At 48.7% G+C, this 24,734-nt stretch carries 19 protein-coding genes and 2 pseudogenes; 11 read left to right on the forward strand and 10 right to left on the reverse strand.

The genetic code is table 11. From position 1 onward, the window contains the following. Positions 1–16: 16 nt before the first annotated feature. The 3 genes from yajC to A2F46_RS03515 form a co-directional block, all read right to left on the reverse strand. Positions 17–316, reverse strand: coding sequence for a preprotein translocase subunit YajC (gene yajC, locus A2F46_RS03505; protein WP_066566722.1), 300 nt, complete (start codon positions 314–316; stop codon positions 17–19). 127 nt (positions 317–443) lie between these two features. Then, positions 444–1,118, reverse strand: a complete 675-nt coding sequence (radC, locus tag A2F46_RS03510; protein ID WP_066566725.1) for a DNA repair protein RadC — start codon at positions 1,116–1,118, stop codon at positions 444–446. Positions 1,119–1,285: 167 nt separating this feature from the next. Beyond that, positions 1,286–2,593 carry a replication-associated recombination protein A gene (locus A2F46_RS03515; protein WP_066566733.1) on the reverse strand — a complete coding sequence of 436 codons (1,308 nt, stop codon included), beginning with the start codon at positions 2,591–2,593 and terminating at the stop codon, positions 1,286–1,288. A gap of 119 nt (positions 2,594–2,712) precedes the next feature. Here A2F46_RS03515 and A2F46_RS03520 point away from each other — a divergent pair, with 119 nt between their 5' ends. The 4 genes from A2F46_RS03520 to A2F46_RS03535 all read left to right on the forward strand — a co-directional run bounded on the left by A2F46_RS03520 (position 2,713) and on the right by A2F46_RS03535 (position 7,720). Beyond that, positions 2,713–3,099 (forward strand): hypothetical protein, encoded by a 387-nt coding sequence (locus tag A2F46_RS03520; RefSeq protein WP_156471544.1) that lies wholly within the window; start codon positions 2,713–2,715, stop codon positions 3,097–3,099. 209 nt (positions 3,100–3,308) lie between these two features. After that, a complete protein-coding gene (gene thrC / locus A2F46_RS03525) occupies positions 3,309–4,724 on the forward strand; it encodes a threonine synthase (RefSeq protein ID WP_066566742.1) in 1,416 nt (471 codons plus the stop codon). 402 nt (positions 4,725–5,126) lie between these two features. Beyond that, a complete protein-coding gene (gene speC / locus A2F46_RS03530; RefSeq protein ID WP_066566745.1) occupies positions 5,127–7,283 on the forward strand; it encodes an ornithine decarboxylase in 2,157 nt (718 codons plus the stop codon). 254 nt (positions 7,284–7,537) lie between these two features. Further along, positions 7,538–7,720 carry a hypothetical protein gene (locus tag A2F46_RS03535; protein WP_066566747.1) on the forward strand — a complete coding sequence of 61 codons (183 nt, stop codon included), beginning with the start codon at positions 7,538–7,540 and terminating at the stop codon, positions 7,718–7,720. A 71-nt stretch (positions 7,721–7,791) separates the two neighbouring features. On the opposite strand, the gene A2F46_RS03540 is transcribed toward A2F46_RS03535, so the two are convergent. From A2F46_RS03540 to A2F46_RS03560, 5 genes are all read right to left on the reverse strand, one after another. Continuing rightward, a complete protein-coding gene (locus tag A2F46_RS03540) occupies positions 7,792–9,135 on the reverse strand; it encodes an MFS transporter (RefSeq protein WP_066566750.1) in 1,344 nt (447 codons plus the stop codon). 87 nt (positions 9,136–9,222) lie between these two features. Then, positions 9,223–10,239: a ketol-acid reductoisomerase gene (gene ilvC, locus A2F46_RS03545; RefSeq protein WP_066566752.1), complete on the reverse strand. Its 1,017-nt coding sequence runs from the start codon at positions 10,237–10,239 to the stop codon at positions 9,223–9,225. 105 nt (positions 10,240–10,344) lie between these two features. Then, the gene (gene ilvN / locus A2F46_RS03550) at positions 10,345–10,836 is read right to left on the reverse strand and encodes an acetolactate synthase small subunit (RefSeq protein WP_066566754.1); all 492 of its coding nucleotides are present in this window, start codon (positions 10,834–10,836) and stop codon (positions 10,345–10,347) included. Further along, positions 10,833–12,617, reverse strand: coding sequence for a biosynthetic-type acetolactate synthase large subunit (gene ilvB / locus A2F46_RS03555; RefSeq protein WP_066566755.1), 1,785 nt, complete (start codon positions 12,615–12,617; stop codon positions 10,833–10,835). The genes ilvN and ilvB overlap by 4 nt, the downstream gene beginning before the upstream one ends. A gap of 394 nt (positions 12,618–13,011) precedes the next feature. After that, entirely contained in the window at positions 13,012–13,902 is an 891-nt protein-coding gene (locus tag A2F46_RS03560; RefSeq protein ID WP_066566758.1) for a chorismate mutase, read from the reverse strand. A 274-nt stretch (positions 13,903–14,176) separates the two neighbouring features. Between A2F46_RS03560 and A2F46_RS03565 the strand changes: the two genes are divergently transcribed. The 7 genes and pseudogenes from A2F46_RS03565 (at position 14,177) to A2F46_RS03585 (ending at position 22,150) form a co-directional block, all read left to right on the forward strand. Beyond that, entirely contained in the window at positions 14,177–15,163 is a 987-nt protein-coding gene (locus A2F46_RS03565) for an HlyD family secretion protein (RefSeq protein WP_066566762.1), read from the forward strand. A gap of 2 nt (positions 15,164–15,165) precedes the next feature. Further along, positions 15,166–18,024 (forward strand): annotated as a pseudogene (gene rbbA, locus A2F46_RS03570) (ribosome-associated ATPase/putative transporter RbbA). After that, positions 18,025–19,152 (forward strand): ABC transporter permease, encoded by a 1,128-nt coding sequence (locus A2F46_RS03575; RefSeq protein ID WP_066566764.1) that lies wholly within the window; start codon positions 18,025–18,027, stop codon positions 19,150–19,152. 29 nt (positions 19,153–19,181) lie between these two features. After that, positions 19,182–19,523, forward strand: a pseudogene (locus A2F46_RS13195) (TolC family protein); the annotation flags it as partial. A 116-nt stretch (positions 19,524–19,639) separates the two neighbouring features. Then, positions 19,640–20,110 carry a TolC family protein gene (locus A2F46_RS12890; RefSeq protein ID WP_255358744.1) on the forward strand — a complete coding sequence of 157 codons (471 nt, stop codon included), beginning with the start codon at positions 19,640–19,642 and terminating at the stop codon, positions 20,108–20,110. 5 nt (positions 20,111–20,115) lie between these two features. Continuing rightward, positions 20,116–20,652, forward strand: coding sequence for a TolC family protein (locus tag A2F46_RS12465; RefSeq protein WP_231867694.1), 537 nt, complete (start codon positions 20,116–20,118; stop codon positions 20,650–20,652). Between the two features lie 10 nt (positions 20,653–20,662). Continuing rightward, complete coding sequence (locus tag A2F46_RS03585) at positions 20,663–22,150, forward strand: patatin-like phospholipase family protein (RefSeq protein ID WP_066566770.1); 1,488 nt, start codon at positions 20,663–20,665, stop codon at positions 22,148–22,150. Between the two features lie 90 nt (positions 22,151–22,240). Here the strand turns inward: A2F46_RS03585 and A2F46_RS03590 are convergent, their stop codons facing one another. Beyond that, positions 22,241–22,786, reverse strand: a complete 546-nt coding sequence (locus A2F46_RS03590; RefSeq protein WP_066566782.1) for an isochorismatase family protein — start codon at positions 22,784–22,786, stop codon at positions 22,241–22,243. An 83-nt stretch (positions 22,787–22,869) separates the two neighbouring features. Then, positions 22,870–24,732 carry a lytic transglycosylase domain-containing protein gene (locus tag A2F46_RS03595; RefSeq protein WP_066566783.1) on the reverse strand — a complete coding sequence of 621 codons (1,863 nt, stop codon included), beginning with the start codon at positions 24,730–24,732 and terminating at the stop codon, positions 22,870–22,872. Positions 24,733–24,734: the final 2 nt, after the last annotated feature.

Genomic DNA, 24,734 nt, shown 5'->3' on the forward strand with positions numbered 1-24,734 from the left:
AAATAAACCAATGCGATTAAGCTTGAACTTTGCTGCTGATGGCGGCACGTTCCACTTCTACTTCCACATTGGGGGCAATTTCTACTGTGAAAAATTGTTCGCCGATTTTGGTGATTTTGCCAGCGATGCCAGAATTGGTGATGATTTTGTCACCCTTTTTTAACTCACCCAGCATTTTTTGGTGCAGTTTGAATTTCTTCTGCTGCGGGCGCATGATTAAAAAGTAAAATACAAACAAAATCAATACCAGAGGTGCAAACTGCATCAACATGCTCGGTGATGCAACGGCATCGGCGGCGTAGGCAAAATCAATCATGGTAGACTCCAAAACAAATGAGAAAGGATGAACTGCAATCTTTAGAATCAGCCATTGTAATCGGAGACTCTATTTTTTTCTAGCTTTGCGGTGCAATTCCCTTTGGTTATATCTCGACCACATCTAATTACACCAGCCCAAGTGCTGCCAGTGAAGTGGTGTGGTGGCGGGTGACAATGAAATGATCCAATAACACGATGTCGAGTAAGGCCAAGGCTTGCTTAAGGATGCTCGTGAATTCAATATCAGCACTGGATGGCTGTTGAGTTTGGCCCGGATGATTGTGTGCCAGTATGATGGCTGGCGCATGGTGAAGCAAAGCCAGTCTTGCGATTTCGCGGATATAAACGGTGTTTTGGTTGACAGTGCCGCGTGCTAGCTCAATGGTTTGAATCAGCTGATGTTGTTGGTTAAGCAGCAGCGCAATACACACTTCCACTTGTTCCCCACCCAATTGCAGTCGCAGATAGTCAGCCACGATTTGTGGTCGGTTTAATAAAGGAGCGCTACTCAGGTCTTCGTGCAAAATGCGGCGACCAATTTCTTTGACCACAGCAAACTGCGTGAAACTGGCGATGCCCATGCCTTTAACGGCAGTGAGCTCGGATAAGTTCGTGCTCATGAGTGCGCTCAGGCTGCCAAAACGGTTGATCAAGTGTCTGGCCAAATCCACGGCACTCATGCCAACAATGCCGGTGCGCAACAAAATGGCCAGGAGCTCAGCATCACTTAATGAAGTAGAACCCAATTGCAATAATTTTTCTCGAGGCCGTTCGCCTTCAGGCCAGTGTTTGATGCTCATCATCTACTCCTGAAGCGCCGCCAGGTGTTGATTGATGATAAATGAATTTTGGCAATGGGTAAATGCGATTTAGATTGGATTTAGATTGGATTAACTTAGGAATAGCAGAGGGTTATGAGGCGGATGGCAGTGATTGGGCTGCCTGAAAAATATACCCCAATTGACTACTAGGAAGCAGAATCGGCTTCTTCATCCCATTGCCGTAGCAGTGCCAGTTTCTCCGCAATTTTGATTTCCAATCCGCGCGGCACTGGTTGGTAAAAATCGGGTTCAGCTAGACCATCAGGCATGTATGTTTCACCCGCTGCATAAGCGTTGGGCTCATCGTGGGCATAACGGTATTCGTGGCCATAACCCAATTCTTTCATGAGTTTGGTGGGGGCGTTGCGTAAATGCACGGGAACCTCATGCGAAGCTTGGCTTTTCACAAATGATCGCGCTTGATTGTACGCCATGTAGCCAGCATTGCTTTTGGCGGCGCTGGCCAGATAAATCACGGCTTGCGCCAACGCCAATTCCCCTTCGGGGCTACCCAGTCGTTCATAGGTGGCCGCTGCTTCATTGGTGATTTGCATGGCGCGCGGGTCGGCCAAGCCGATGTCTTCCCAGGCCATGCGGATGATGCGACGTGCCAGATAACGTGGGTCTGCGCCTCCATCTATCATGCGGGTAAACCAATAGAGTGCTGCGTTGGGGTGTGAACCGCGTACCGACTTATGTAAAGCGGAAATTTGCTCATAAAAACTGTCGCCTCCTTTGTCGAAACGGCGAATTTGTGTGCCCAAGCTATTACCCACGAATTCGGCGGTGATTGTATGGCGCTGTTGGGTTTGGGCCGCCCGCAACAATTGTTCTAGTAGATTGAGTAATCGGCGTGCATCGCCATCGGCACTGCCAATAATCACGGTTTCGGCATCAGCTTCGATGTGCATTTCAGTATATTCAGGCAGCCTGAATACTTTGTTTAACAGTTGCTGCAGCTCTTCGGTGTTTAGAGATTTGAGGGTATAAACCTGTGCTCGGCTGAGCAAGGCCGGATTGACCTCGAAAGACGGGTTTTCCGTGGTAGCGCCAATAAATGTGAGTAGACCGCTTTCCACGTAAGGCAAAAAAGCATCTTGCTGTGATTTATTGAAGCGGTGAACTTCATCCACAAATAGAATGGTGCTTTGCCCGTGTTGCAAGGCCAGCTCTGCTTTGTCAACCGCGGCGCGGATGTCTTTCACGCCGGCAAAAACAGCCGATACGGGCAAAAATTGAGCATGAAAGCTTTGCGCCAGAATGCGTGCCAACGTGGTTTTGCCCACGCCTGGAGGTCCCCACAGCAGCATGGAATGCAAGCGACCACTTTCCACTGCTACACGCAAGGGTTTGCCCGAACCGATGAGATGCTGTTGGCCGATGACATCGTCTAAGGTGTGTGGGCGCAGCTGTTCTGCCAGCGGGGCTTGTGGGGATTGGGCAAATAAATCCATGGTGGGGTCGTACTGTTAATGAGGGTGAAATTGTACACCAGAGCCGCAACAATCATCAGCGCCTAGATATGATTGTGTATAATAAGCGCCTTCTTGGGTAGATGAAAAACGGATTCAACATGGCTTTTACTTTCAAGTGCTTATCAATTTTGAGCGTGGGTGCTGCACTGGCTATTTTGGCAGGGTGTGCCAATGGTGGAGCACAGGACCAGCAGTCTGGCGCTGGTTGGGGGCAAAGCATTGCCCGTTATGCGCTGGATAAGGAATGCCACACTCAATTAAACAAACGCACAGAATGGCAAGCGGCCAGTTTGGTGATGAGCAAAACGCAGCAAACCAATTTGGCAAATAAGATTTGTGCGTGTGCGGCTGATGAAACCGCTAAGCAATTGGGCACGGTGGATGTTGTGAAGCTCATTAGCCAGCAACAGCGACAAAAAGTGATTACGGATGTGTCGGTGAAAACCGTCGCCGAATGCAGCAAACGGCTGATTTTGGGCAATTAAAATCATTGTAAATATCAAATATGAGGTGGCGCAATGCTGCCAGAAAAATACCTTTCAGGCAGCCATTGATGGTGGCAGAAAGCATTTGGGTATGAACAGAAATCCAGAACACGCGTTTATTTGGGCCGAATGGCATTGAGCGGTCAGCCAGCGTGACCAATCAGTGTTCATCAATTTATATGCACCGGTTTAAAGAATAGGAAACACGCATGAAATACATCAGCACTCGAGGGCAAACAGAGCCGAAAACATTCAGCGAAGCCTTATTAATGGGTTTGGCGCCCGATGGCGGTTTATTGATGCCGGAAAGCTACCCGCACGTTTCTGAGGTAACCTTGTATGAATGGCGCCAACTGTCTTATCCGCAATTGGCGTTTCAAATCATTAGCTTGTTTGCAACCGATATTGATTCTGCTGATTTACAGGCCATCATCAATAAAACCTACACCGCCGAGGTGTTTGGTCACGCCGAGATTGCCCCAGTACGCCGCTTGCATGACGGCATCTGTATCGAAGGTCTGTCTAATGGCCCAACCTTGGCGTTTAAAGACATGGCCATGCAATTGTTGGGCAATTTGTTTGAATATGTGTTGGGCCGCGAAGGGAAAACGCTCAATATCATTGGCGCTACCAGTGGTGACACCGGTTCTGCAGCTGAATATGCTCTGCGCGGTAAAGATGGCATCAATGTATTTATGCTCTCGCCCTACGGCAAAATGAGCGCTTTTCAACGTGCGCAGATGTATAGCCTAGAAGATCGTAATATTTACAATATTGCCGTTGAAGGCATGTTTGATGATTGCCAAGATATTGTCAAAGCCTTGCAAAATGATGAGTTGTTTAAAGCACAGTACCATTTAAGTACGGTCAACTCCATCAATTGGGGGCGCATCATGGCGCAAGTGGTGTATTACTTTAAGGGCTATTTTGCGGCCACACAAAGTAATGAAGAAAAAGTATCGTTTTGCGTGCCCAGTGGCAATTTTGGAAATGTTTTGGCGGGCCATATTGCTCGTATGATGGGTTTGCCGATACACCGTTTGATGGTGGCCACCAATGAAAATGATGTATTGGATGAGTTTTTCAAAACTGGTCTGTATCAACCACGTGCGGCCGCGCAAACTTATGTCACCACCAGCCCATCTATGGATATTTCCAAAGCATCCAATTTTGAGCGCTTTGTATTTGATTTGGTCGATCGGGACAGCAGTGAAATTGAATTGATGTGGGCTCAGGTGGGGGCGGGAAAAGGGTTCGATTTGAGCCGAGTGCTTGACAAAATTCATGAGCAATATGGTTTTGTATCCGGTAAGAGCGTACACGCTGATCGGTTACGTACCATTGCCGAGGTCTATGCTGATGATCGCCAGTTGATTGACCCGCACACAGCCGACGGCGTTAAAGTGGCACGCGAACTGCGTGAAACTGGTGAAAAAGTGGTGTGTCTGGAAACGGCGTTGGCGGCCAAATTCGCCGACACCATTCATGCCGCTGTGGGTGAGGATGTGGTTATTCCACGTCCAGCTAAATTGGTTGGCATCGAAGATTTGCCACAACGGGTACAGGTTCTGCCGAATAATGCGGCAGCGGTGAAAATGTATTTGAAAGAGCAATTGGGTGAATAAGCATCCTTTATGGGCCTGAAAAAGGCTGTCTGAAAATATTCAGGCAGCCTTTTTATTTACCCTAATCATAAAATTAAGGTTAGTTCATGGTTGTATCGTGATTTAAAACTTAGACTTAAAAGACAAATCCGAATGTATCTTATTGTTGTGTTCATGTGCTGGTGCGGGTAATGCATTGAGCAGGTTACCCAATGGGTGAACCATCCCTGCGGCGCAGGGATAAGGGCAGTATTGCTTTCAGAAAAGTAAAAATCAGAGGCATACCCAAAAAATAATGGGTATTGGTCACGCATTTGATTACAATACGGCTCTCTTTGGTTTTGCGGGCGGAGCAGGCCGTATAACGGCTTCGCCGTTTCGTTATTGGCACGGCACCATTTTACCGGTTGATAAGGATACCCCATGAAAATTGCCGCCAGCGCGGGCACTGAATTTGCTTTTCTAAGCGACTATAAGGTCATGCCCATCGATATGACCGATTTCACCAATGTCTGCGCTGTGGTGGCCACCACGGCCGATTTGGCAGAAGTGTGGACGGAGTTGGATCGCTTGGGGTTTGATATTCCGATTTTCGCCGCTGTGGAATATGGTGAAACGGTGCCCCCACAATGGCTGCCTGAATTGTATGCGGTGATTGAATTGGCACCGGAACAAAAATACTACAACGGCCAGCTTATCAATGCGGCCGCTTCTGATTATATTGATGCGCTGGATCCCCCGTTTTTTCAAGCATTAAAAGAATACACGGACTATGGCAATGCCGCATTTGATTGCCCTGGTCACCAAGGCGGCCAGTTTTTTCGTAAGCACCCATCGGGACGGCGATTTTATCTGTATTTTGGCGAAACCCTATTTCGTGCGGATTCGTGTAATGCCGATGTGCGCTTGGGCGATTTGCTGATACATGAAGGCCCTGCTTACCAAGCGCAGGCGCATGCCGCCAAAGTATTCAATGCCGATAAGACCTATTTTGTCCTCAATGGTACTTCAGCAGCCAATAAAATTGCCATTGGTGCCTTGGTGGCGCCGGGTGATTTGGTGTTGTTTGATCGCAATAATCACAAATCTGTGCATCAAGGTGCCTTAACTTTGTGTGGAGGCATCCCTGTATATCTGGAAACCACGCGTAATGCTTATGGGTTTATTGGTGGGATTGCCGCGCATTGTTTTGATGAAGCCGATATTCGTCATGAGATCACCAAAGTGGCGCCGGAGCGCGCCCAAGAGGCTAGGCCTTTTAGGCTTGCGGTAATTCAATTGGGCACTTACGACGGTACCATCTACAATGCCCGCCAAGTGGTTGACCGCATTGGTCATTTGTGTGACTACATTTTATTTGATTCTGCATGGGTGGGATATGAGCAATTCATTCCCATGATGCGCGATTGTTCGCCTCTGCTACTGGATTTGAAACCGGAAGACCCTGGCATCTTGGTTACGCAATCGGTACACAAACAGCAAGCTGGTTTTTCTCAGGCTTCGCAAATTCACAAAAAAGATGTGCACATCAGTAAGCAAGCTCGCTATTGCAACCACAAACGTTTTAACAATGCATTTATGATGCATGTGTCGACCAGTCCATTTTATCCCTTGTTTGCCTCGCTGGATGTGAATGCCAAAATGCACGATGGCAAGGCTGGTAAGCGCATGTGGCGTGAATGCGTGATTGCAGGGATTGAAGCCCGCAAAATGTTGTTGCAGACCTGTCGTTGGATTCGTCCGTTTGTGCCGCCAGAAGTAGATGGCCGCGCGTGGCAGGATTACGATACAGATGATATGGTTGATGACATTCGCTTTTTTCAGTTTGAACAAAGTGCGCTTTGGCATGATTTTTCAGCCTATCAGGACAAACAATATTTTATTGATCCTTGTAAATTGTTACTCACCACACCCGGTATTGACGTAGCTTCGGGTGATTATGCTGATTTTGGCATTCCGGCCGCGATTCTGGCGCATTATTTGCGTGAGCGTTCAGTTATTCCCGAAAAGGCTGATTTAAATTCGATTTTGTTTTTGCTGACACCTGCTGAGAATATGGCCAAATTTCAGCATTTGGTGGCCAATATTGCGCGCTTTGAAGAGCACATTGATACGAATACGATGGTATCGGACATGCTGCCCAGTCTGGTTAAAGCATATCCTGCATATCAACACATGCACATTCGTGATTTATGCCAGAAAATGCATGATTTTTATCGCAAATATGCCCTCAATAAACTGCAAAAACAAATGTTTTTGCGTGATGCATGGCCCAAAGCTGAGTACAGTCCTCAATCGGTGCACACGGCTTTCATTCGCAATCAGGTGGAATTGGTGCCATTAAAAGACATAGCTGGCCGTGTGGCAGCAGAAGGCGCGCTGCCATATCCGCCGGGCGTGCTGTGCATTGTGCCAGGAGAAGTATGGGGTGGCGCGGTATTGGATTACTTTTTGGCGCTGGAGGAAGGCATCAATACTTTGCCTGGATTTGAGCCGGAGATTCAAGGTGTGTATTTGGAGGCAGACGCTCGTGGTCGTAAGCAAGCTTTTGCTTATGTATTAAAGAAAAGTTTTGCATAACCATTTTTATGTCCATAAAGCCCTTGGCGTTCACCCATCAAGGGCTTTTGCTGTTGGTACGGGTCTCATTCGTGGTTGAAGCATTAGAAAGTCATCGACAGAATAGATCAATATCGGCGGTGTAGCGGATGCCAATTTATTTTATGGTGGCTTTAGTCGGTTGATGTATCAGTAGTCGATTCGGTTTTATTATGGGTGTGATGACGTAGTGCCAAATAAGTGTAGGGCGAAGCTACGAGAAGCCGGGTGTCGCTTTGTTGTGGCCATCTATCACCATTGAAGACCATGGTAGAAAAAAGCAGGCGCGCCATAAGGATGCAGATATAAATCAATTTTTATTGGTTTATTTCAGCATTGGCATGCTTGAGGCAAGAAAGGTTATGAGCAACTGCTTATATATGTCGCAACAAGGCCGTTTGCATCTGCTGCTGTATTGAGGATGATCATAAAAAGGCCTGATGTGGGAACATCAGGCCTGGTGTTGGTAATCATCAATTACATTCAAACATCAATTATCAATTTCGATGTGCCGGGTTTCAGGCAGCAACCACACTGCAATCATGCTGATGAGGCAAGAAGCAATTAAAAACCAGCCAACCAAATTAATGCCTTGTTCCCCAAAATGGGTGGTCATCCAAGCGGCTGCAAATGGGGTGAGTGACCCCCCCAGAATGCCACCGAAGCTGAAAGACATGGAGGCGCCGGAATAGCGCACATTGGTGGGGAATATTTCGGGTAAAAATGCCGCCAAAGGCGTCCACAATGCGCCCATCACAAACAAGGCCACGGCTAAGAATGTGAATGACACCACGACATTGCTGGTGTTCATCAAATCACCCCAGAAATAGCCCATGATGATGGTGATGCTGCCGGTAATCAAGAAAGTAGGGCGGCGACCCAGCTTTTCAGACAGCCAAGCACCTAAAGGCGAACCCAATGCCATGAACACAATGGCGATCATTAGCATAAATAGGTAGTCGATTTTTGGGTAATACGGTGCGCTTTGCCATGGATGCAAAGTGGTGGCGTATTGCAATGAAAATACCGTGGTTAAGAAAAACAAGGTAAAGCAAGACATGGCAGAAAGAGAACCTAAAATCAGTTCTTTATAATGCTTTTTCACAATGTCGGCCAAAGGGGCTCTAGATTGGGTTTGCTTCTTGACCATTTTTTGGAAAGCGGCACTTTCCACAATCGACATGCGCACATACAAGCCCAAGCCGATCAAGATGATGCTGAGGATGAATGGAATGCGCCATCCATAGGACATCATTTGTTCTGGTGTTAACAGCGAATTTAAGGTGATGAAAATACCACTGGCCACAATGAATCCAATCGGAGGGCCCATTTGTGGAAACATCGCAAAAATTGCGCGTTTTCCTTTGGGGGCATTTTCTGTGGCCAACAAGGCAGCACCGCCCCATTCTCCACCCAAGCCTAAACCTTGACCAAAGCGCAATACACATAGCAACAATGGCGCCACAATACCAGCCTGATGGTAGGTGGGCAGAAAGCCAATGAGGGTGGTGCTGATGCCCATAATGAGCAATGAAGCGATCAAAGTGGTCTTGCGGCCGACTTTGTCGCCAAAGTGGCCAAACATGGCGGCGCCGATGGGGCGAGCCACAAAGGCGATGCCAAATGTCAGAAAAGACGCCATGATCGCTTGTGCCGTGTCTTTGGTGGGAAAAAACAATTCACCCAAAACCAGCGCTGCTGCTAGGCCATAAATATAGAAATCATAAAATTCGACGGCGGTACCGACAAAGCTGGCTACCGCCACACGGAAACCAGAATTGGTGTGCTGCTCTTCTGTAGAAGCCGCTGACGAATGAGGAGTTGCGGTTGTCATTTTATTTATTCTTCAATAGGTTATGAATAATGATTGGTCTAAAAAAGGCCTGAATCAACAGGCCTTTTGCTGTTTACATCAATGTGGTTAGTTTTTGTCTTGGTCAACCAATTTGTTTTTGGCAATCCAAGGCATCATGCCACGCAATTTGTTGCCTACCACTTCCACTGGATGCTCGGCATTCATGCGACGACGTGCGGTCATGGCTGGGTAGTTGATGGCACCTTCTTGGATGAACATTTTGGCATAGTCACCAGATTGAATGCGTTTCAATGCATTGCGCATGGCTTCACGAGATTCGCTGTTGATGACCTCTGGTCCCGTTACGTATTCGCCAAATTCAGCATTGTTGGAAATGGAGTAATTCATGTTGGCAATCCCGCCTTCATAAATCAAATCCACAATCAGCTTCATTTCGTGCAAGCATTCGAAATAGGCCATTTCGGGTGCGTAACCACCTTCCACCAGCGTTTCAAAACCGGTTTTAATTAATTCAACCAGACCGCCACACAATACGGCTTGTTCGCCAAATAAATCGGTTTCGGTTTCTTCTTTAAACGTGGTTTCAATCACACCACCTTTGGTGCCGCCATTGGCTGCGGCATAAGATAATGCCACATCGCGAGCGTGGCCTGACGCATCTTGTTCAACCGCGATCAAACTTGGTACGCCACCGCCTTTAAGGTATTCGCTGCGAACAGTGTGACCAGGGCCTTTAGGCGCAATCATCACCACGTCCAAGTTTTTCGCCGGAACGATTTGGTTGAAATGAATGTTGAAACCATGGGCAAAAGCCACAGTGGCGCCATCTTTCAAATTGGGTGCAATTTGTGCTTTATATACAGCAGGCTGATTTTCATCTGGTAGCAAAATCATAACCACGTCGGCGGCTTTGGTGGCTTCGGCCACTTCGCGAACGTCATGGCCCGCATTCACGGCTTTGTGCCATGAGTTACCGTCTTGGCGTAAACCCACAATCACATTCACGCCAGAATCTTTCAAGTTGGCAGCGTGAGCGTGGCCTTGAGAACCATAACCAATGATGGCCACGGTTTTTCCTTTGATCAGGGACAGATCGGCGTCTTTATCGTAATAAACTTGCATGTTGTTTCCTTTTAAAAGAGGTTTTATGGGTATGTCACTGTTTTACGGGCTGCCTGAATGCAGTAGCAATGTTTCAGGTAGCCACTATGGTTAACTAATGAGGGATTAAATACGCAACATCCGTTCGCCGCGGCCAATACCGGCTGCACCCGTGCGGACTGTTTCCAAAATCAGGGTTTTACCCACTGTATCCAGAAAGGCATCCAATTTATCACTGGGCCCAGTCACTTCAACCGTATAGGTTTTGTCGGTAACGTCAATTACGTGACCTCGAAAAATATCGGTTAAGCGCAAAATTTCATCGCGATCTTTACCACTGGCGCGCAGTTTCACCAGCATCAGTTCCCGTTCAACAAATTGGCTGTCATTTAAGTCGATCACTTTAATGACTTCAATCAGCTTATTGAGTTGTTTGGTGATTTGTTCCATCACATCGGCATCCCCGTGAGTAACGATGGTCATGCGCGATAGTGTGGCATCTTCTGTGGGGGCAACAGACAAAGAGTCGATGTTGTAATCACGGGCAGAAAACAAACCCACAATTCGGCTCATGGCACCTGATTCGTTTTCCATTAAAATGGATAAAATGTGTCTCATGGTACGCTCCGGGTATCGTAGTCACGGTCGGTGACATCATTGACATCGCTGTCAGCTTTGGTTTCACGCATATGCGGCGGTAAAACCATTTCGTCCAGCCCCTTGCCGTTGCCCACCATGGGAAATACATTTTGTTTGCGATCGGTAATGAAGTCCATAAACACCAAACGGTCTTTCAGTGCAATGGCTTCTTGTAGTGCGCCTTCTACATCACTCGGCTTTTCAATGCGCATGCCAACGTGCCCATAAGATTCAGCCAGCTTGACAAAATCCGGCAATGATTCCATGTACGATTCAGAATAACGATCTTGGTAATAAAACTCTTGCCATTGGCGCACCATACCCAAATAACCGTTGTTTAAATTAATGATTTTAATGGGCAACCGGTATTGGTAGCAGGTTGATAACTCCTGAATATTCATTTGAATAGAACCTTCGCCGGTGATGCAAAAAACATCCTCACCCGGACACGCCAAGGTGGCACCCATTGCATAAGGCAAACCCACGCCCATGGTACCTAAACCACCAGAGTTGAGCCATTGGCGTGGTCGTTGGAATGGGTAGTACTGCGCGGCAAACATCTGATGCTGACCCACATCCGATGTAATAATGGCATTGTTTTCTGTTAATCTGGCCAGTGTTTGCACCACAAATTGTGGTTTAATAACTTCGTTTGATGGTTCAAACCAGAGGCTATTGCGCGCGCGCCAGCCTTCTATGGTATGCCACCATTTTTCCAAGGATGTGGTATTCAATACCAAACCTTGCTTTTTCCACAGGCCCAAGATGTCGGTGAGTACATTTCTCACATCACCCACAATCGGCACATCTACTTTCACCCGTTTGGCAATGCTGGAAGGATCAATGTCGATGTGAATGATTTTTTTCGATGTGTTTGTGAATTTACTCGGTACCGAAATAACACGGTCATCAAATCGCGCACCCACCGCCAAAACCACATCAGCATTTTGCATGGTTAAATTGGCTTCATAGGTGCCATGCATGCCAACCATACCCAAAAATTGTTTGTGGCAGGAAGGATAGGCACCCAAGCCCATGAGTGTGCCCGTGCACGGCGCCCCCATTAGTTGCACCAATTCGGTTAATTCCTGACTGGCATTGCCCAATACAACTCCACCACCGAAATACACCACAGGGCGTTTGGCCGCAGCCAAAACCTGCACAGCTTTTTTGATTTGGCCTGCATGGCCGTGGGTAACCGGTTGGTAGGAACGAATGAAAATATCATCTTGTGGGTAACTGAATTTAGCCAGAGCTTGAGTCACGTCTTTAGGAACATCAATTACCACAGTGCCGGGTCGGCCAGTACGGGCGATCTGAAAGGCCATTTTAATGGTCTCAGCCAGCTCGTGTACACTGGTTACCAAGAAATTGTGTTTGACACAAGGGCGTGAAATGCCCACGGTATCCACTTCTTGGAACGCATCAGAACCTATTGCTGGCGTGGCCACTTGGCCGGTAATCACTACCAGCGGCACGGAATCTGAATTTGCAGTGGCGATGCCAGTAATGGCGTTGGTGGCACCAGGACCCGAAGTCACAATGGCAACACCCACTTTTTGACCATCGCTGGCACGTGAATAAGCATCAGCAGCATGTACCGCAGCTTGCTCGTGGCGAACCAGAATGTGACGAAATTTATTTAATTGGAAGATGGCGTCGTAAATTTCAAGTACTGCGCCGCCAGGGTAGCCAAAAACGTATTCAACGCCTTCGGCTTTAAGGCTTTGCACAAGGATTTGTGCACCGGAAAGTTGCATGTCAACCTCTGTTTTGTCAGGTAGCCCAACTGATGCGTCATCGTTTCACCTCTGCCGGGTAGGCTGATGTTTGGTACAGCGATTTAGGGTACGCGCACACAAACATCGTGGTGACCAATCGATACGGCATCCCATAGTTGGAATAGCTGCCTTGGGTTTATCGAACGAGGCATGACAATATAGCAATGCCATTTATTGTGCAAGCGCAAAACCCAAGATTCGAGGCTCAACTTGAGTCTAATTGATTAGTATTATGCTGATTTCTGCTAATTTAATAAATTAATTGATATTAAATATTAAAAATAGACATATTATTATTATTTTAAAAATAATATGTCTATTTTTTTTAAAATTATTGCTAATTTTTGTTTTGTAATGATATTAGTCAATATGTCTAATTTCGAGATGGTTGATGCATGATCACGGCATCTGCCCCTGCTGCTTGGGATAAAGCCAGCAAGACGCTTTCGGGTAGATAGGCATGGTGTAAGCGCAAAATATTGGTTACCACCGGTAAGTGACTGATGCGCTTGGCTTTGACAATGGCTTCAATGTCCAAGCGGTAGGGTGCATTTCGATCTAAGCTGAGCGTGCCAGCTTCGCCGAGCATGATGTGATGGTTGCCCTTTATGGCAATGTGTTCCGCTGCAATCAGCCAGTCGTCAATTTGATGGTGTTTGTCTTTGCACACAATCACGGGCACATTCAGGCGGCCTACTTCATCGCGTAAGCTACGGTTGGCGAGTTGCTCGCCACCCAAATACAGAATGTCTGCAGTGGCTGCTAATACGGATTCCAGTTGCCGCACATCGCGGATACGTACCACGGCTGCCTGATTGGCGGTATGCGCGGTGTGGATGAGTTGGTTCAGTTCACGGTCGCGGGCGGCATTATTATCTTGTGGGTTCGGCGCGTAAGGGGTGTCGTTGCGGTAATAAGGATCCATGAATACCACAGGGCTTTCAGGCAGCCTATTGTTTTTGACTGGATAAATAATTTGCGTGGCATGGCCACCAAATGCAATGCCTCGAGCGGTGATGATGGTATCTTGGGCTTGGGTTTCGCGGCTGATGATGCGCCAGTCTTGGACTACACGCATGGCTTTTTCAACCCCCGGCAATGCCTCCAATTCTCGTGGTACAAAGACCCGCTCGTCACCGACGGCACCAATAATGGTACGTTCGGCGCCACGGGATATGTGTTCGGTCAAACCGCGACTGCGAATAACTTCGATCACTTGCTTGATATCTGCTTCACTGGCTTGCCGTTGCATGACGATAATCATAATGGTGTTCCGTGGCTTGAGTTGCACTATTGTCGGGAAATTTGCCGTGTCTGACAAGGCAATTGCAATGGGTGATGAATGCATGACTAATCATGAGGTATGTGTCGGCTGGTTTTGGCGCGAAACCGATGCGGATTGGGTTTGTTTGAAAGTTGACAGGCATAAAGCCATGCAGTAGAAATGGTTGTGACAGTCAATGACATTTAAGTTTTGTTGGGTACCGTGGCCGTGGCGCTTAGAATCGCGGCAATCTGGCATGGCTAAAGGATGAATAATGCAGAAAAAATGGATGTGGGTCGGCGTTGCGGTGGTGGCTTTGGTCGCGGTAGCTGTGTGGGTTAACGTACACAGCACTGAAAAGTTGCCTGACGGTTTTGCTGGCGGCAATGGCCGTTTGGAATTGCAGCGCATGGATGTGGCGACTTTGTATGCAGGGCGTGTGGTTGCAATGAAGGTCAATGAAGGAGATGAGGTGGCTAAGGATGCAGTTTTGGCTGAATTGTCTTCTGATCAAAGCAGCAGCCAGCTGGCGGGTGCCAAAGCTGCAAAAATAAGAGCGGAAGAAACAGTGGCTCGGGCTACCGCCGAAATTTTGGCTCAGCAACAGCAACAAAAAGTAGCACAAATGGAACTCGATAACACGCAACAGTTGAAGAATGATGCATTGGTGTCGGCAGCTGAATTGAAGCGGCGTCTGGCCGCACGTGATGGAGCCGCAGCAGCGGTGGCAGCGGCAAAAGCGGCTAAGGCGGAAGCGCAGGCCGCAGTGGGGCAGGCGCAAGCGCAAATTGATGCTGCCTCTTCTGCCAATAAAGATATGTTGATCCGTGCGCCGCAGGCGGGGCGAGTGGAATACCGCATCGCCGAAGCCGGTAATGTTTTGGGTGCTGGCAGCAAGGTAGTGACCTTGCTGGACCCCAGTGATGTGAGTATGAGTGTGTTTTTGCCCACCAATACGGTGGGTCAGTTAAAAATTGGTGATGAAGCGCGCATCGTGTTGGATGGCTTAGATGCAGTATTTCCGGCGACAGTGGATTATATTGCAGCGGAAGCTCAATTTACACCCAAGTATGTGGAAACGGCCAATGAGCGCGAAAAGCTGATGTATAAGGTGAAGCTGAGCATACCGGCTGAAGTGGCTAAACGCTACAGTGGCTTACTGAAAGGGGGCTTAACCGGTAATGGCTATGTGCGCGTGGATGCAAAACAAGCTTGGCCAGCTTCATGGCAAGTTAAATTGCCATCGGGCAAAGGTGCCTAAATATGCATGAAGATTCAGGCAACCCAGATGATTGGGCGGTAGATCTGAGCCAAGTTGCGCACGTTTATGGTAAGACGCGGGCTTTGGCGCCGATTAGTTTACGTATTCGACGTGGTGCTACTGTGGGCCTCATTGGCCCCGATGGCGTGGGTAAATCCACATTATTGTCATTGATTGCCGGCGTCAAAGTGATTCAGCAAGGTTGCGTCATGGTGTTTGGCGGCGACATGAGTGACAAGCACACTCGCAATCGTTTGTCGCACCGCATTGCGTTTATGCCACAAGGTTTGGGTCATAATTTGTATCCGACTTTGTCGGTGCTGGAAAACGTAGATTTTCACGCGCGCTTGTTTGGTTTGGGTGGGGTTGATAAAAAAAAGTCGCATCAATCGTTTGCTTCAAGCCACAGGCTTATCGCCGTTTGCCGACCGTGCGGCGGGCAAGCTCTCTGGCGGGATGAAGCAAAAACTCAGTTTGTGCTGTGCTTTGGTGCACAATCCACAATTGCTGATTTTGGATGAACCCACTACGGGTGTTGACCCCTTATCGAGACGCCAGTTCTGGCATTTGGTGGATGAACTGCGCGCTGAAAATCCGGGTATGACGGTTATGGTGGCCACCGCGTATATCGACGAGGCTGGTCGATTTGAGCACCTTTTGGCTATGGATGATGGCCATTTGATTGCCAATGCGCCCACTCAAACAGTGTTGGCTGATACCCACAGCCAAACGCTGGAAGAGGCCTATGTAAAACTATTGCCACCAGACAAGCAGGAAGGTTCAGGCAGCCTCGAATTAACACCGTTTAAGCCTGATCCAACCTCGCCGCCGGCCATTGAAGCACATGATTTAACCAAACGGTTTGGCGACTTTGTGGCGGTCGATCACGTCAGTTTCACCATCCCGCGTGGTGAGATTTTTGGTTTTTTGGGTTCCAATGGTTGTGGTAAATCCACCACCATGAAAATGCTCACCGGTTTATTGGATGCCACTGAGGGGACGGCCGAGCTGCTGGGCCAACCAATTAATGCTGGGGATATGCAACCCGCATGCAAGTGGGCTACATGTCGCAGGCATTTTCTTTGTATGAAGAATTGTCGGTCACACAGAATTTGATGATGCATGCGCGCCTATATCAATTGGAAGGCGCAGCAGCCAAACAAGCTGTTGACGATGCTTTGCGGCAGTTTGATTTGACGGAGGTGGCGGACACCGAGCCCGCAGCATTGCCTCTGGGTATGCGCCAGCGGTTGCAATTGGCGGCGGCTTGTTTACACCACCCTCAAGTATTGATTTTAGATGAACCAACTTCTGGTGTGGATCCCGCTGCACGGGATATGTTTTGGCGGCATTTGCTGAAACTATCGCGACAAGACCGCATCACTATTTTTGTGTCCACGCATTTTATGAATGAAGCGGCACGTTGTGATCGCATTTCTTTTATGCATCAAGGCAGGGTGTTGGCAGTGGGTACGCCAGCAGAATTGTGCGCTAATCAACACACCGATGATTTGGAAGAGGCCTTCATCGCCTACTTAGAAGCAGCATCCCCGGAAAACGAAACCAGAGCACCTTTAAAGACTCATTCAACAACCTGGGTAAAAGAGCATCCGGTTGCACATGCAGGCCAGAAGGATGATGTTTTTAGACAAGTTCATGCACATCAGCCATCCGCGCTAAGAGAAGACGTAAGTGCCGTGGCCTCGTCAGTTACGGAGCGTACCAATGGATTGCGCTATTGGTTGAATACTGTTTGGACTTTTGCAGTGCGCGAAGGCAAGGAGTTACTGCGTGACCGCATTCGGTTGTTTTTTGCGTTGTTTGGACCTGTGGTATTGATGGTGATGGCGGCCTATTCGGTGTCATTTGACGTGAAAAACGTCAAACTCGCAATTTTGGATCGCGATCAAACGATAGAAAGCCGTGCGCTTACGGAATATTTTACTGGTTCACGCTATTTTACTTTACAGCAATACCTGAGCGAACCCGATGAAATTGACGCAACGCTAAAAAGCTCAAAAGCACGGTTGGTGATTGATATTCCACCACACTTTGGCCGCGATTTGATGCGGGGCAACAAACCTGAAGTGGGCTTCTACATCGATGGCACCATGCCGTTTCTCACCGAAAACATTAAAGGCTTCATCCTCGGTATTATGAGTGATTATGGCTATGGTCGTATTCGAGCCTCAGGATTGCCCATTTCTATGGCTCCTTCGGTGAATGTGGCACCACGATTTGTGTATAACCAGGATTTCAAAAGTATTTATGCTTTCACACCAGGCATGATTATGATGGCGATGATGCTGATTCCGGTGATGATGACGGCATTGGGTGTGGTGCGAGAGCGCGAAATTGGCTCAATTACCAATCTCTACACTTCTCCGGCATCGGTTCGCCAGTTTCTCATCGGCAAACAGCTTCCTTATGTAGCCGCATCCTTTGTGAGCTATTTAATTTTGATTTGGTTGGCGGTGGTGGTGCTGGGGGTGCCGGTACGCGGTAGCTTTGTGGCCATGAGTCTAGGTGCATTGGCGTTGATTTGTGCTGCGACCGCGTTTGGTTTGTTGATATCCAGCTTTGTCAAATCCCAAGTAGCGGCCATTTTTGGTTCGGCGATTTTGTCATTGATTCCCGCATTGAATTTTTCAGGTTTGCTCTATCCATTGTCAACCTTAACTGGCGTGAACTATTGGGTAGGTTGGGCCTTTCCTACGGCATGGTTTCAGCTCATCAGCTTGGGCGGTTTTACCAAGGGCTTGGGTTTTGCCGATTTTCGCTATTACTACTTGGTGCTGATTGGTTTTTGCCTGTTGTATGTGTTTGTGGCGGGGCTACTTTTGAAGAAACAGGAGACCTAGATGCTGCGTTGGTTGAAAAATGTGTGGGTGCTGAGTCTTAAAGAATTCAAAAGCTTGTTTGGCGATGTGGTATTGATGGGGTTGATTGTGGTGGTGTTGTCTGTAGCCGTGTATTCAGTGTCTACCGGCATCACCACTGAAGTGCGCAATGCTTCGGTGGCGGTTATGGATGGGGATCATTCTGCCTTGTCTTATCAGATTAGGGACGCACTGTTGCCACCGCATTTTAAAGAACCGGTAGAGGTAGCGCGGGAAGACGTTGATGGCGCTATGGATCGTGGTGATTATGTGTTTGTTTTGGACATCCCGCCACATTTTCAGCGAGATGTTTTGGCTGGCCGTTCACCCACGATTCAAGTGTTGGCAGATGCCACGGCGGTAACACAAGCAGGTGTAGGGTTAACCTATCTTAGTCAAATTATTCAGCAGGAAAGTGCGCGTTTTTTGCGGCAAAATAGTGCCGAATCAATGTTACCGGTAACGCCAGTGGTGAACATTATGTTTAACCCTAATGGTGAATCCACATGGTATTTGGCGGTGATTCAAGTGGTGTCCAATGTAACTTTGTTGGCGATGATTCTGGTGGGTGCTGCTGTCATCCGCGAGCGAGAACATGGCACCATTGAGCATTTATTAGTGATGCCGGTGCGCGCTAGCGAAATTGCTTTGGCGAAAATTTTAACCAATGGCATGGTTATCACGGTGGCTGCACTCTTGTCTTTGTGGCTGGTGGTAAATGTGTGGTTGGCAGTACCGATTAACGGATCGGTGTGGCTGTTTACCTTGGGTATGGCCATTTATTTGTTTTCGGTTGCCTCTATGGGCATTTGGCTTGCTACGTTGGCCCCCACCATGCCGCAATTTGGACTGCTGTGTTTGCCGGTTTATGTGGTGACCCGCTTGATTTCGGGGGCTGAATCGCCATTGGAGAGCATGCCTGATTTTTTCCAAATGATGACATGGCTCTCTCCGGTGACGCAGTTTGTGCAATACAGTCAAGATGTTTTGTTTCGCAATGCCGGTATGGCCATCGTTTGGCCAAAACTGGTGGTGATGAGTGTCATGGGGGCGTTGTTTTTGGCCCTAGCTTTGGCGCGTTTTCGCAGCATGTTGGCACGTCAATCATGAGGTGGAACAAGTTGCCTGAAAGGATGGGGATGTATTCCAAAAAATTAGCATGGGTGGTTGGGGTCGTGTGTGTGGCTGGATGCTCGAGTACGCACATCAATGTGGATTCTCAGGTACCGGTGCCAGCTCAGTTTGAAGAAGCCGCCCGAGCGCATGGGGCAACTGAAGTGGCCGCATGGTGGCAGAACTGGCCAGATCCGGTATTGCAACAGTTAATCGAGCAAGGTTTGGTTAACAACCGCAATCTGGCGGCGATGACCGCAAATGTAGCAGCCGCGCGCGCCAATGCTGCTTTGGCTGCTGCTGATTTGGGCCCCAATGTGGCTTTGGTGGGCAGCGCTGGTGCACACAATGTCAATATTGATAATCCATTAGATAATGACGTGCGCAGCGTGTTGGCACGTCTAGGCTCGTCATTGGGCGAAGACAGTCATCGATTTAAAGGTAGCAGTAATCATTTGGCTTTGCCGCCAGCTGGGAGCCGGATATTTTTGGCGCCAAACGCAGTGATGCCGATGCTGCTCGCTATGCCAGCTTGGGCATTCAAGAACAGTGGCATGGCGCTCAAATGTTGCTGGCCAGTGATATTGCCGATACGTATTTGCGCATTCGCGCTTTGCAGCAACGTATACGCGTGGGTGCACAAAGCGTGGCTGCCTTAAGACAGCTACAACAGTATGCACAAGGCCGCTTTCGGGCAGGTCAGGCCACCGATTATGATGTACAAGATGTGGCTGCTAAACTCAGCGCCATGCAAGCGTTGCAAGCCACATGGCAGGCTCAGGCCGATGGTTACGCCCGTAATTTGGCCGTACTTTTAGGAGTGCCCGCACAAGGTTTTACCATTCCGCCCAGCCCCGTGGATGCCTTGGACACCATCCCAGCTGCGCCGGCTGGCACCTTGCCTTTGGCGGTGCTGAATCGACGCCTGATGTGCGCGCACAAGAACATGTGGTGAAGGCAATGAGTGCCAAACTGGCCAGTGCCAAGGCTGATTTGCTGCCGCGATTCGACATTAATTTTTTGTGGCAGACTGGGCGAGTGCGTTTAGACAGTGATTTACCTCAATTTAAAGGCTTGGGCAGTTTGGTGAGTGCTGGAATAACCTTGCCTATTTTTACGTCGGGCCGTATTCAGCGCAATATTGAGGCGGCTGATGCCCGTCTTCAGGCCGCATTGGCTGAATACGATCAGCGGGTATTGCAAGCGCTGGCAGACGTCGACAGCAGCTATCAATTGCAATACGGGTTGCATCGCCAGAACCAACTCTTAAGCCAAGCCAAGCGCCAAGCGCGCACACAAGCCACAGGTGCTGAACGATTGTTTCATTATGGTCACTTGACTTTGGACAGGGTGTTGAGTGCGCGCCTAAATGCCGAAGACATGGCCGATAAATCCATTCAAGGCAAACTGGCCGAGGCGCAAAATTTGCTGAATGTCTATAAAGCGTTGGGTGGTGGATGGCCAAGCACCAATGAAGCTACTGAATCTACGCATTAAAAGGATGAATATGCGGTTGGTATTTCAAACACGAGGCGTGAAAAGGTGTTGGACGCTATTGCTAGCGGTCTTACTTTCTGCCTGCTCGGCCTTGCAATATCAGCCGTTGAAAACACTGAATCAGGTCAATCACAATCAAGGTTATCGAGTACAACAGGCTTTGGCCACTGCTCAATCGAATAATGATGACGTGATGGTGGTGCTATCATTTTCCGGTGGCGGCACTAGGGCGGCGGCTTTTGGCTATGGCGTATTGGAAACCCTCAAGAAGCAAGTGGTTTACATAGATGGTCGCCGCACCAATTTAATGCAGGCAGTGGATTTGGTCTATGGCATTTCCGGCGGCTCTGTTTTGGCCACTTATTTTGGTTTGCATGGGGCGGACACAATCAATCTATTTGAGAAAAATTTTCTCAAGCAAAACTTGCAAAAAGTATTGGTGGGACAGTTGTTTTCGGCTTCCAATTGGCCGCGTTTGACTTCACCCGAATTTGGCCGCGGTGATTTGCTGCAAGAGCAACTGGACTTGCATTTATTTCATGGCGCCACCTATGACGATTTGCTGCATCGCCGAAAGGGCCCATTTACAGTGATCAGCGCCACTGACATGGGCTTAGGCAGTCGGCTGGATTTTACCCAAGACTATTTTGATTTGATGTGTTTGGATTTAACTGATATGCCCTTGGCCCGTGCTGTGGCCGCATCCAGTGCGGTGCCATTGGTGTTTGCTCCCATTACGCTCAATAATCATGGTGGACAATGCGCATACCAGATACCAGCATGGACCGCTGATACCCGTGCTGAAACCGACAACGCAAAGGATTTTCGGCACAAAACCCGACAAGAATATGTAGAGCGTGTACGCAAATATCAAGACAGCGCTAAGCGTCCTTATGTGCATCTATTGGATGGCGGCCTTACCGATAACTTAGGTTTACGCAGCCTATTGGATGCCACTGAGTTATACAGCCAGGCATCACTGTATGACCGATTTTCTCAAAACAAAATCAATAAAATCATTATTATCAATGTGAATGCACAAACACAGGCCTTGAGCGATATTGATGAGCGCGCTGATGTACCGGGTTTCCGTTCGGTGTTAGACGCTATTGTTAACATTCCCATCGATAAATATTCCGAAGATACTTTGCGGCAATTCCAAAAATACGTGGATTGGTGGAACGAAAATAAATCCAATCGTGCGCCCAATTTGTATTTTATCAGCGTGAATTTGTTGGATTTGCCTGAATCGGCGTTGCGCGAGAAAGTGGTGCATATTCCCACCACTTTTTACTTGGCCAATTATGATGTCAATAATTTGCGTACCGCAGCAGCACAATTATTAACGGCATCGCCCAATTACCAGCGCATGGTGCGTGATTTATCAGCGCATCCCATTGCCGCCAATCCGCACGCTTTGACTGCACCAGAAAGTGCCTCAGCACCCATGGTTGAAGATGCGGCAGAGGAAGCACAAGGTGCCTCATCACCCGAATAAACAGGCTGTTGAATTGATTAAAAATTAGGCTGGTTTAGTGGTCAATGGGTTTCAGGTAGCCATATCAAGCTATTTTGAAACCCAAGTGGATCAACGAATAAACTGTTGGTGAACCGTCTTAAATAATGCATCGCGGGCGCTGCCCAGCCACTCAAAGGCCACCATTTCGCGGGAAACGATGGCGCAACCGGCATCACGCAGGCGTGCCAAGGCCAAATCAACATCGGTTGTACATCGTGCGCTCACCGCATCTGCCACCACAAATACAGCGTAACCTTGGCGGCGTAAATCCAATGCTGTTTGTAATACGCACACATGGGCTTCGATGCCGGCCAAAACCACTTGGGTGGCACCACCCAAAACTGCTTCATTCAGGCAGCCTTCCGACCACACGGAAAAATCTTGTTTCTGCACGCACACGGCATCACGGGCTGCGGCCATGATGCTTGGTTCGGTGGCGCCAATTTTATCGACGCAGTGCTCACTGATGATGATGGGCACATTCATGGTTTGTGCCAACCGAGCCAGCCATAGGGTGTGGTTGAGCAGGTGCTCAGTATCGTGTACAGCCGCCAGTAAACGGGTTTGTACGTCAATAATCAACAAGGCGGCTTGTTCGCGGCACATGAGTGTCATGGCAAGTTTCCTTTGTGAGTGGGTGTTATTGTGCATTTCAGGCAGCTTTGTGGCTGCCTGAAAAGAAACACAATGCGACAAAGCTATCGTGCTGGAATCATGCCCATGCGCTTGGTTAATGAGGTCTGTGGCTCATTAAATAAATTCGCATAATAAGTGGCATTGGTCATGACGTTTTTGACATAGGTGCGGGTTTCGTCAAAAGGGATGGTTTCTGCATAAATTGCCCCTTCCAAAGGCGCTGCCGCCTGCCAGCGACGGGCTCGGCTGGGGCCTGCATTGTAGCCGGCAGTGGCCAATACTTCATCACCCAATCGGGTACGAATATCACCCAAATACCACGTCCCCATGCGGATGTTCCCAGCCATGGTGTGTAGCTCATCTGGGCTCATTCCCAATTTGTTGGCAATTTCATTGGCAGTGGCGGGCATCACCTGCATGAGGCCGGTGGCGCCCACATTGGATTTAGCCCCAATCATGAAGCGGCTTTCTTGGCGAATCAGGCCATAAACCCAAGCTGGATCGACACCTGCTTGTTGGGCATAAGGCACGGTTAGGTTTTTAAACGGCGCGATGTAACGCAATGCATAATTGAGTTTGTGGTTGGTTTTATCTGCACTCAGAATCCCCATTTCGTAAAAGCCTTGTTTTTCAGCCAAGGCAGAAGAAGCCAGCAGGGTGTCTTCATTGTAATCTCGAATGGCGTAGCGCCACTCTTGCTGAGCTTGCCGACGCATGGTCCAATCACCGCCATTTTGTGAGGCGTTAAACAACACCAAGGAGCGGTTGATGTTGCCGTCTTGTTCCACTTTTTTCAGGTCGTGACGACTGCTTTCCCCAGCATTGCTGCGCACATCCGCTTTGTTACCCAAGGCTTCAGTGGCCAATAACGCGTAAAAATTGCGGCCTGAGGTGGCTGCATGCTGAAACAGGCTTTTGGCTTGCTCATTTTTGCCTTGGGCAACGTAGCTGCGCGCTAACCAATATTGCCAAGTGGGGTCATCTTGTAGCTTTTTGGGCATAGCGCGAATGATGTCGGCCAATTTTTCCCAGCGCTGCAAGCGCAAGGCTGAACGAGCATACCATTCCCACATTTCAACACTCATTTGATTGATGTCGGCTTGGTCAAAATAGGCCAGTGCGTTGCTGGCATTTTGATTGTAGGCTTGAGTCAATCCCAGTTGCGCCCATGCAAACCCCACTTGAGGTGGCGTTAAATTGGGCGTGATACCTTGAAGCGTGGCAGCGGCATTGCTTTGGCTACGGCCTTCTTTACTGATGACCCGATACAATAGGGATTCTTGTGCACCAGCACTGCCACCGGTGCTGCTGTTGAGGGGGTTCGACAAAGGGCTGCCTAGGGATTGGGCCAGATTGCGGGCATCGGTGATTTGATTGGCTGCCAATAATCCACGCACCCGCCGCCATGCATCATCGCTATTGAGCTGGCCTGCTGCCGCTGCTTGATTCAACCAACGATTACAGCCTTCAGGCAACCGTCCCAGTTCACGCACCAATTCTTGGCGCAAAATGCGATCGCTGTCGATGCCGCCGAAAGCGGCATAGCAACGGGTTTCTTGGTCACGGTCAGCTGCGTTTAGTTGGGCATACTGCTGGCGAAACAGCGTCCAGTTGCCGCGTTTGCCCAAACTTTTTAGCCACTGATTGCGTACTGTGTTAGCCATGGCACTGGGGTTTTGGCGTGCCAAAAATTGTGCTGGTTGCGCATCGTCATTGGCTTTGATGGCGATTAACACAGTTTGGTACCATTGATAGTTAGACACCACTTCATTGGGCGCTTCTGGCTTTTGGGTGCCGGGCAAAATGCCGCCATTGCTGTGACCAATCGGCTCTACTGGGGTTTCTTGCTGGCTGGAACAAGCAGCCAACAGCAAAACAGCCGAAGCGATAAGTGTATGAGTGAGGCGAGGTGCATTTTTCAACATGG

Source organism: Snodgrassella sp. CFCC 13594 (assembly GCF_001590725.1).
Taxonomy (GTDB): domain Bacteria; phylum Pseudomonadota; class Gammaproteobacteria; order Burkholderiales; family Neisseriaceae; genus Snodgrassella.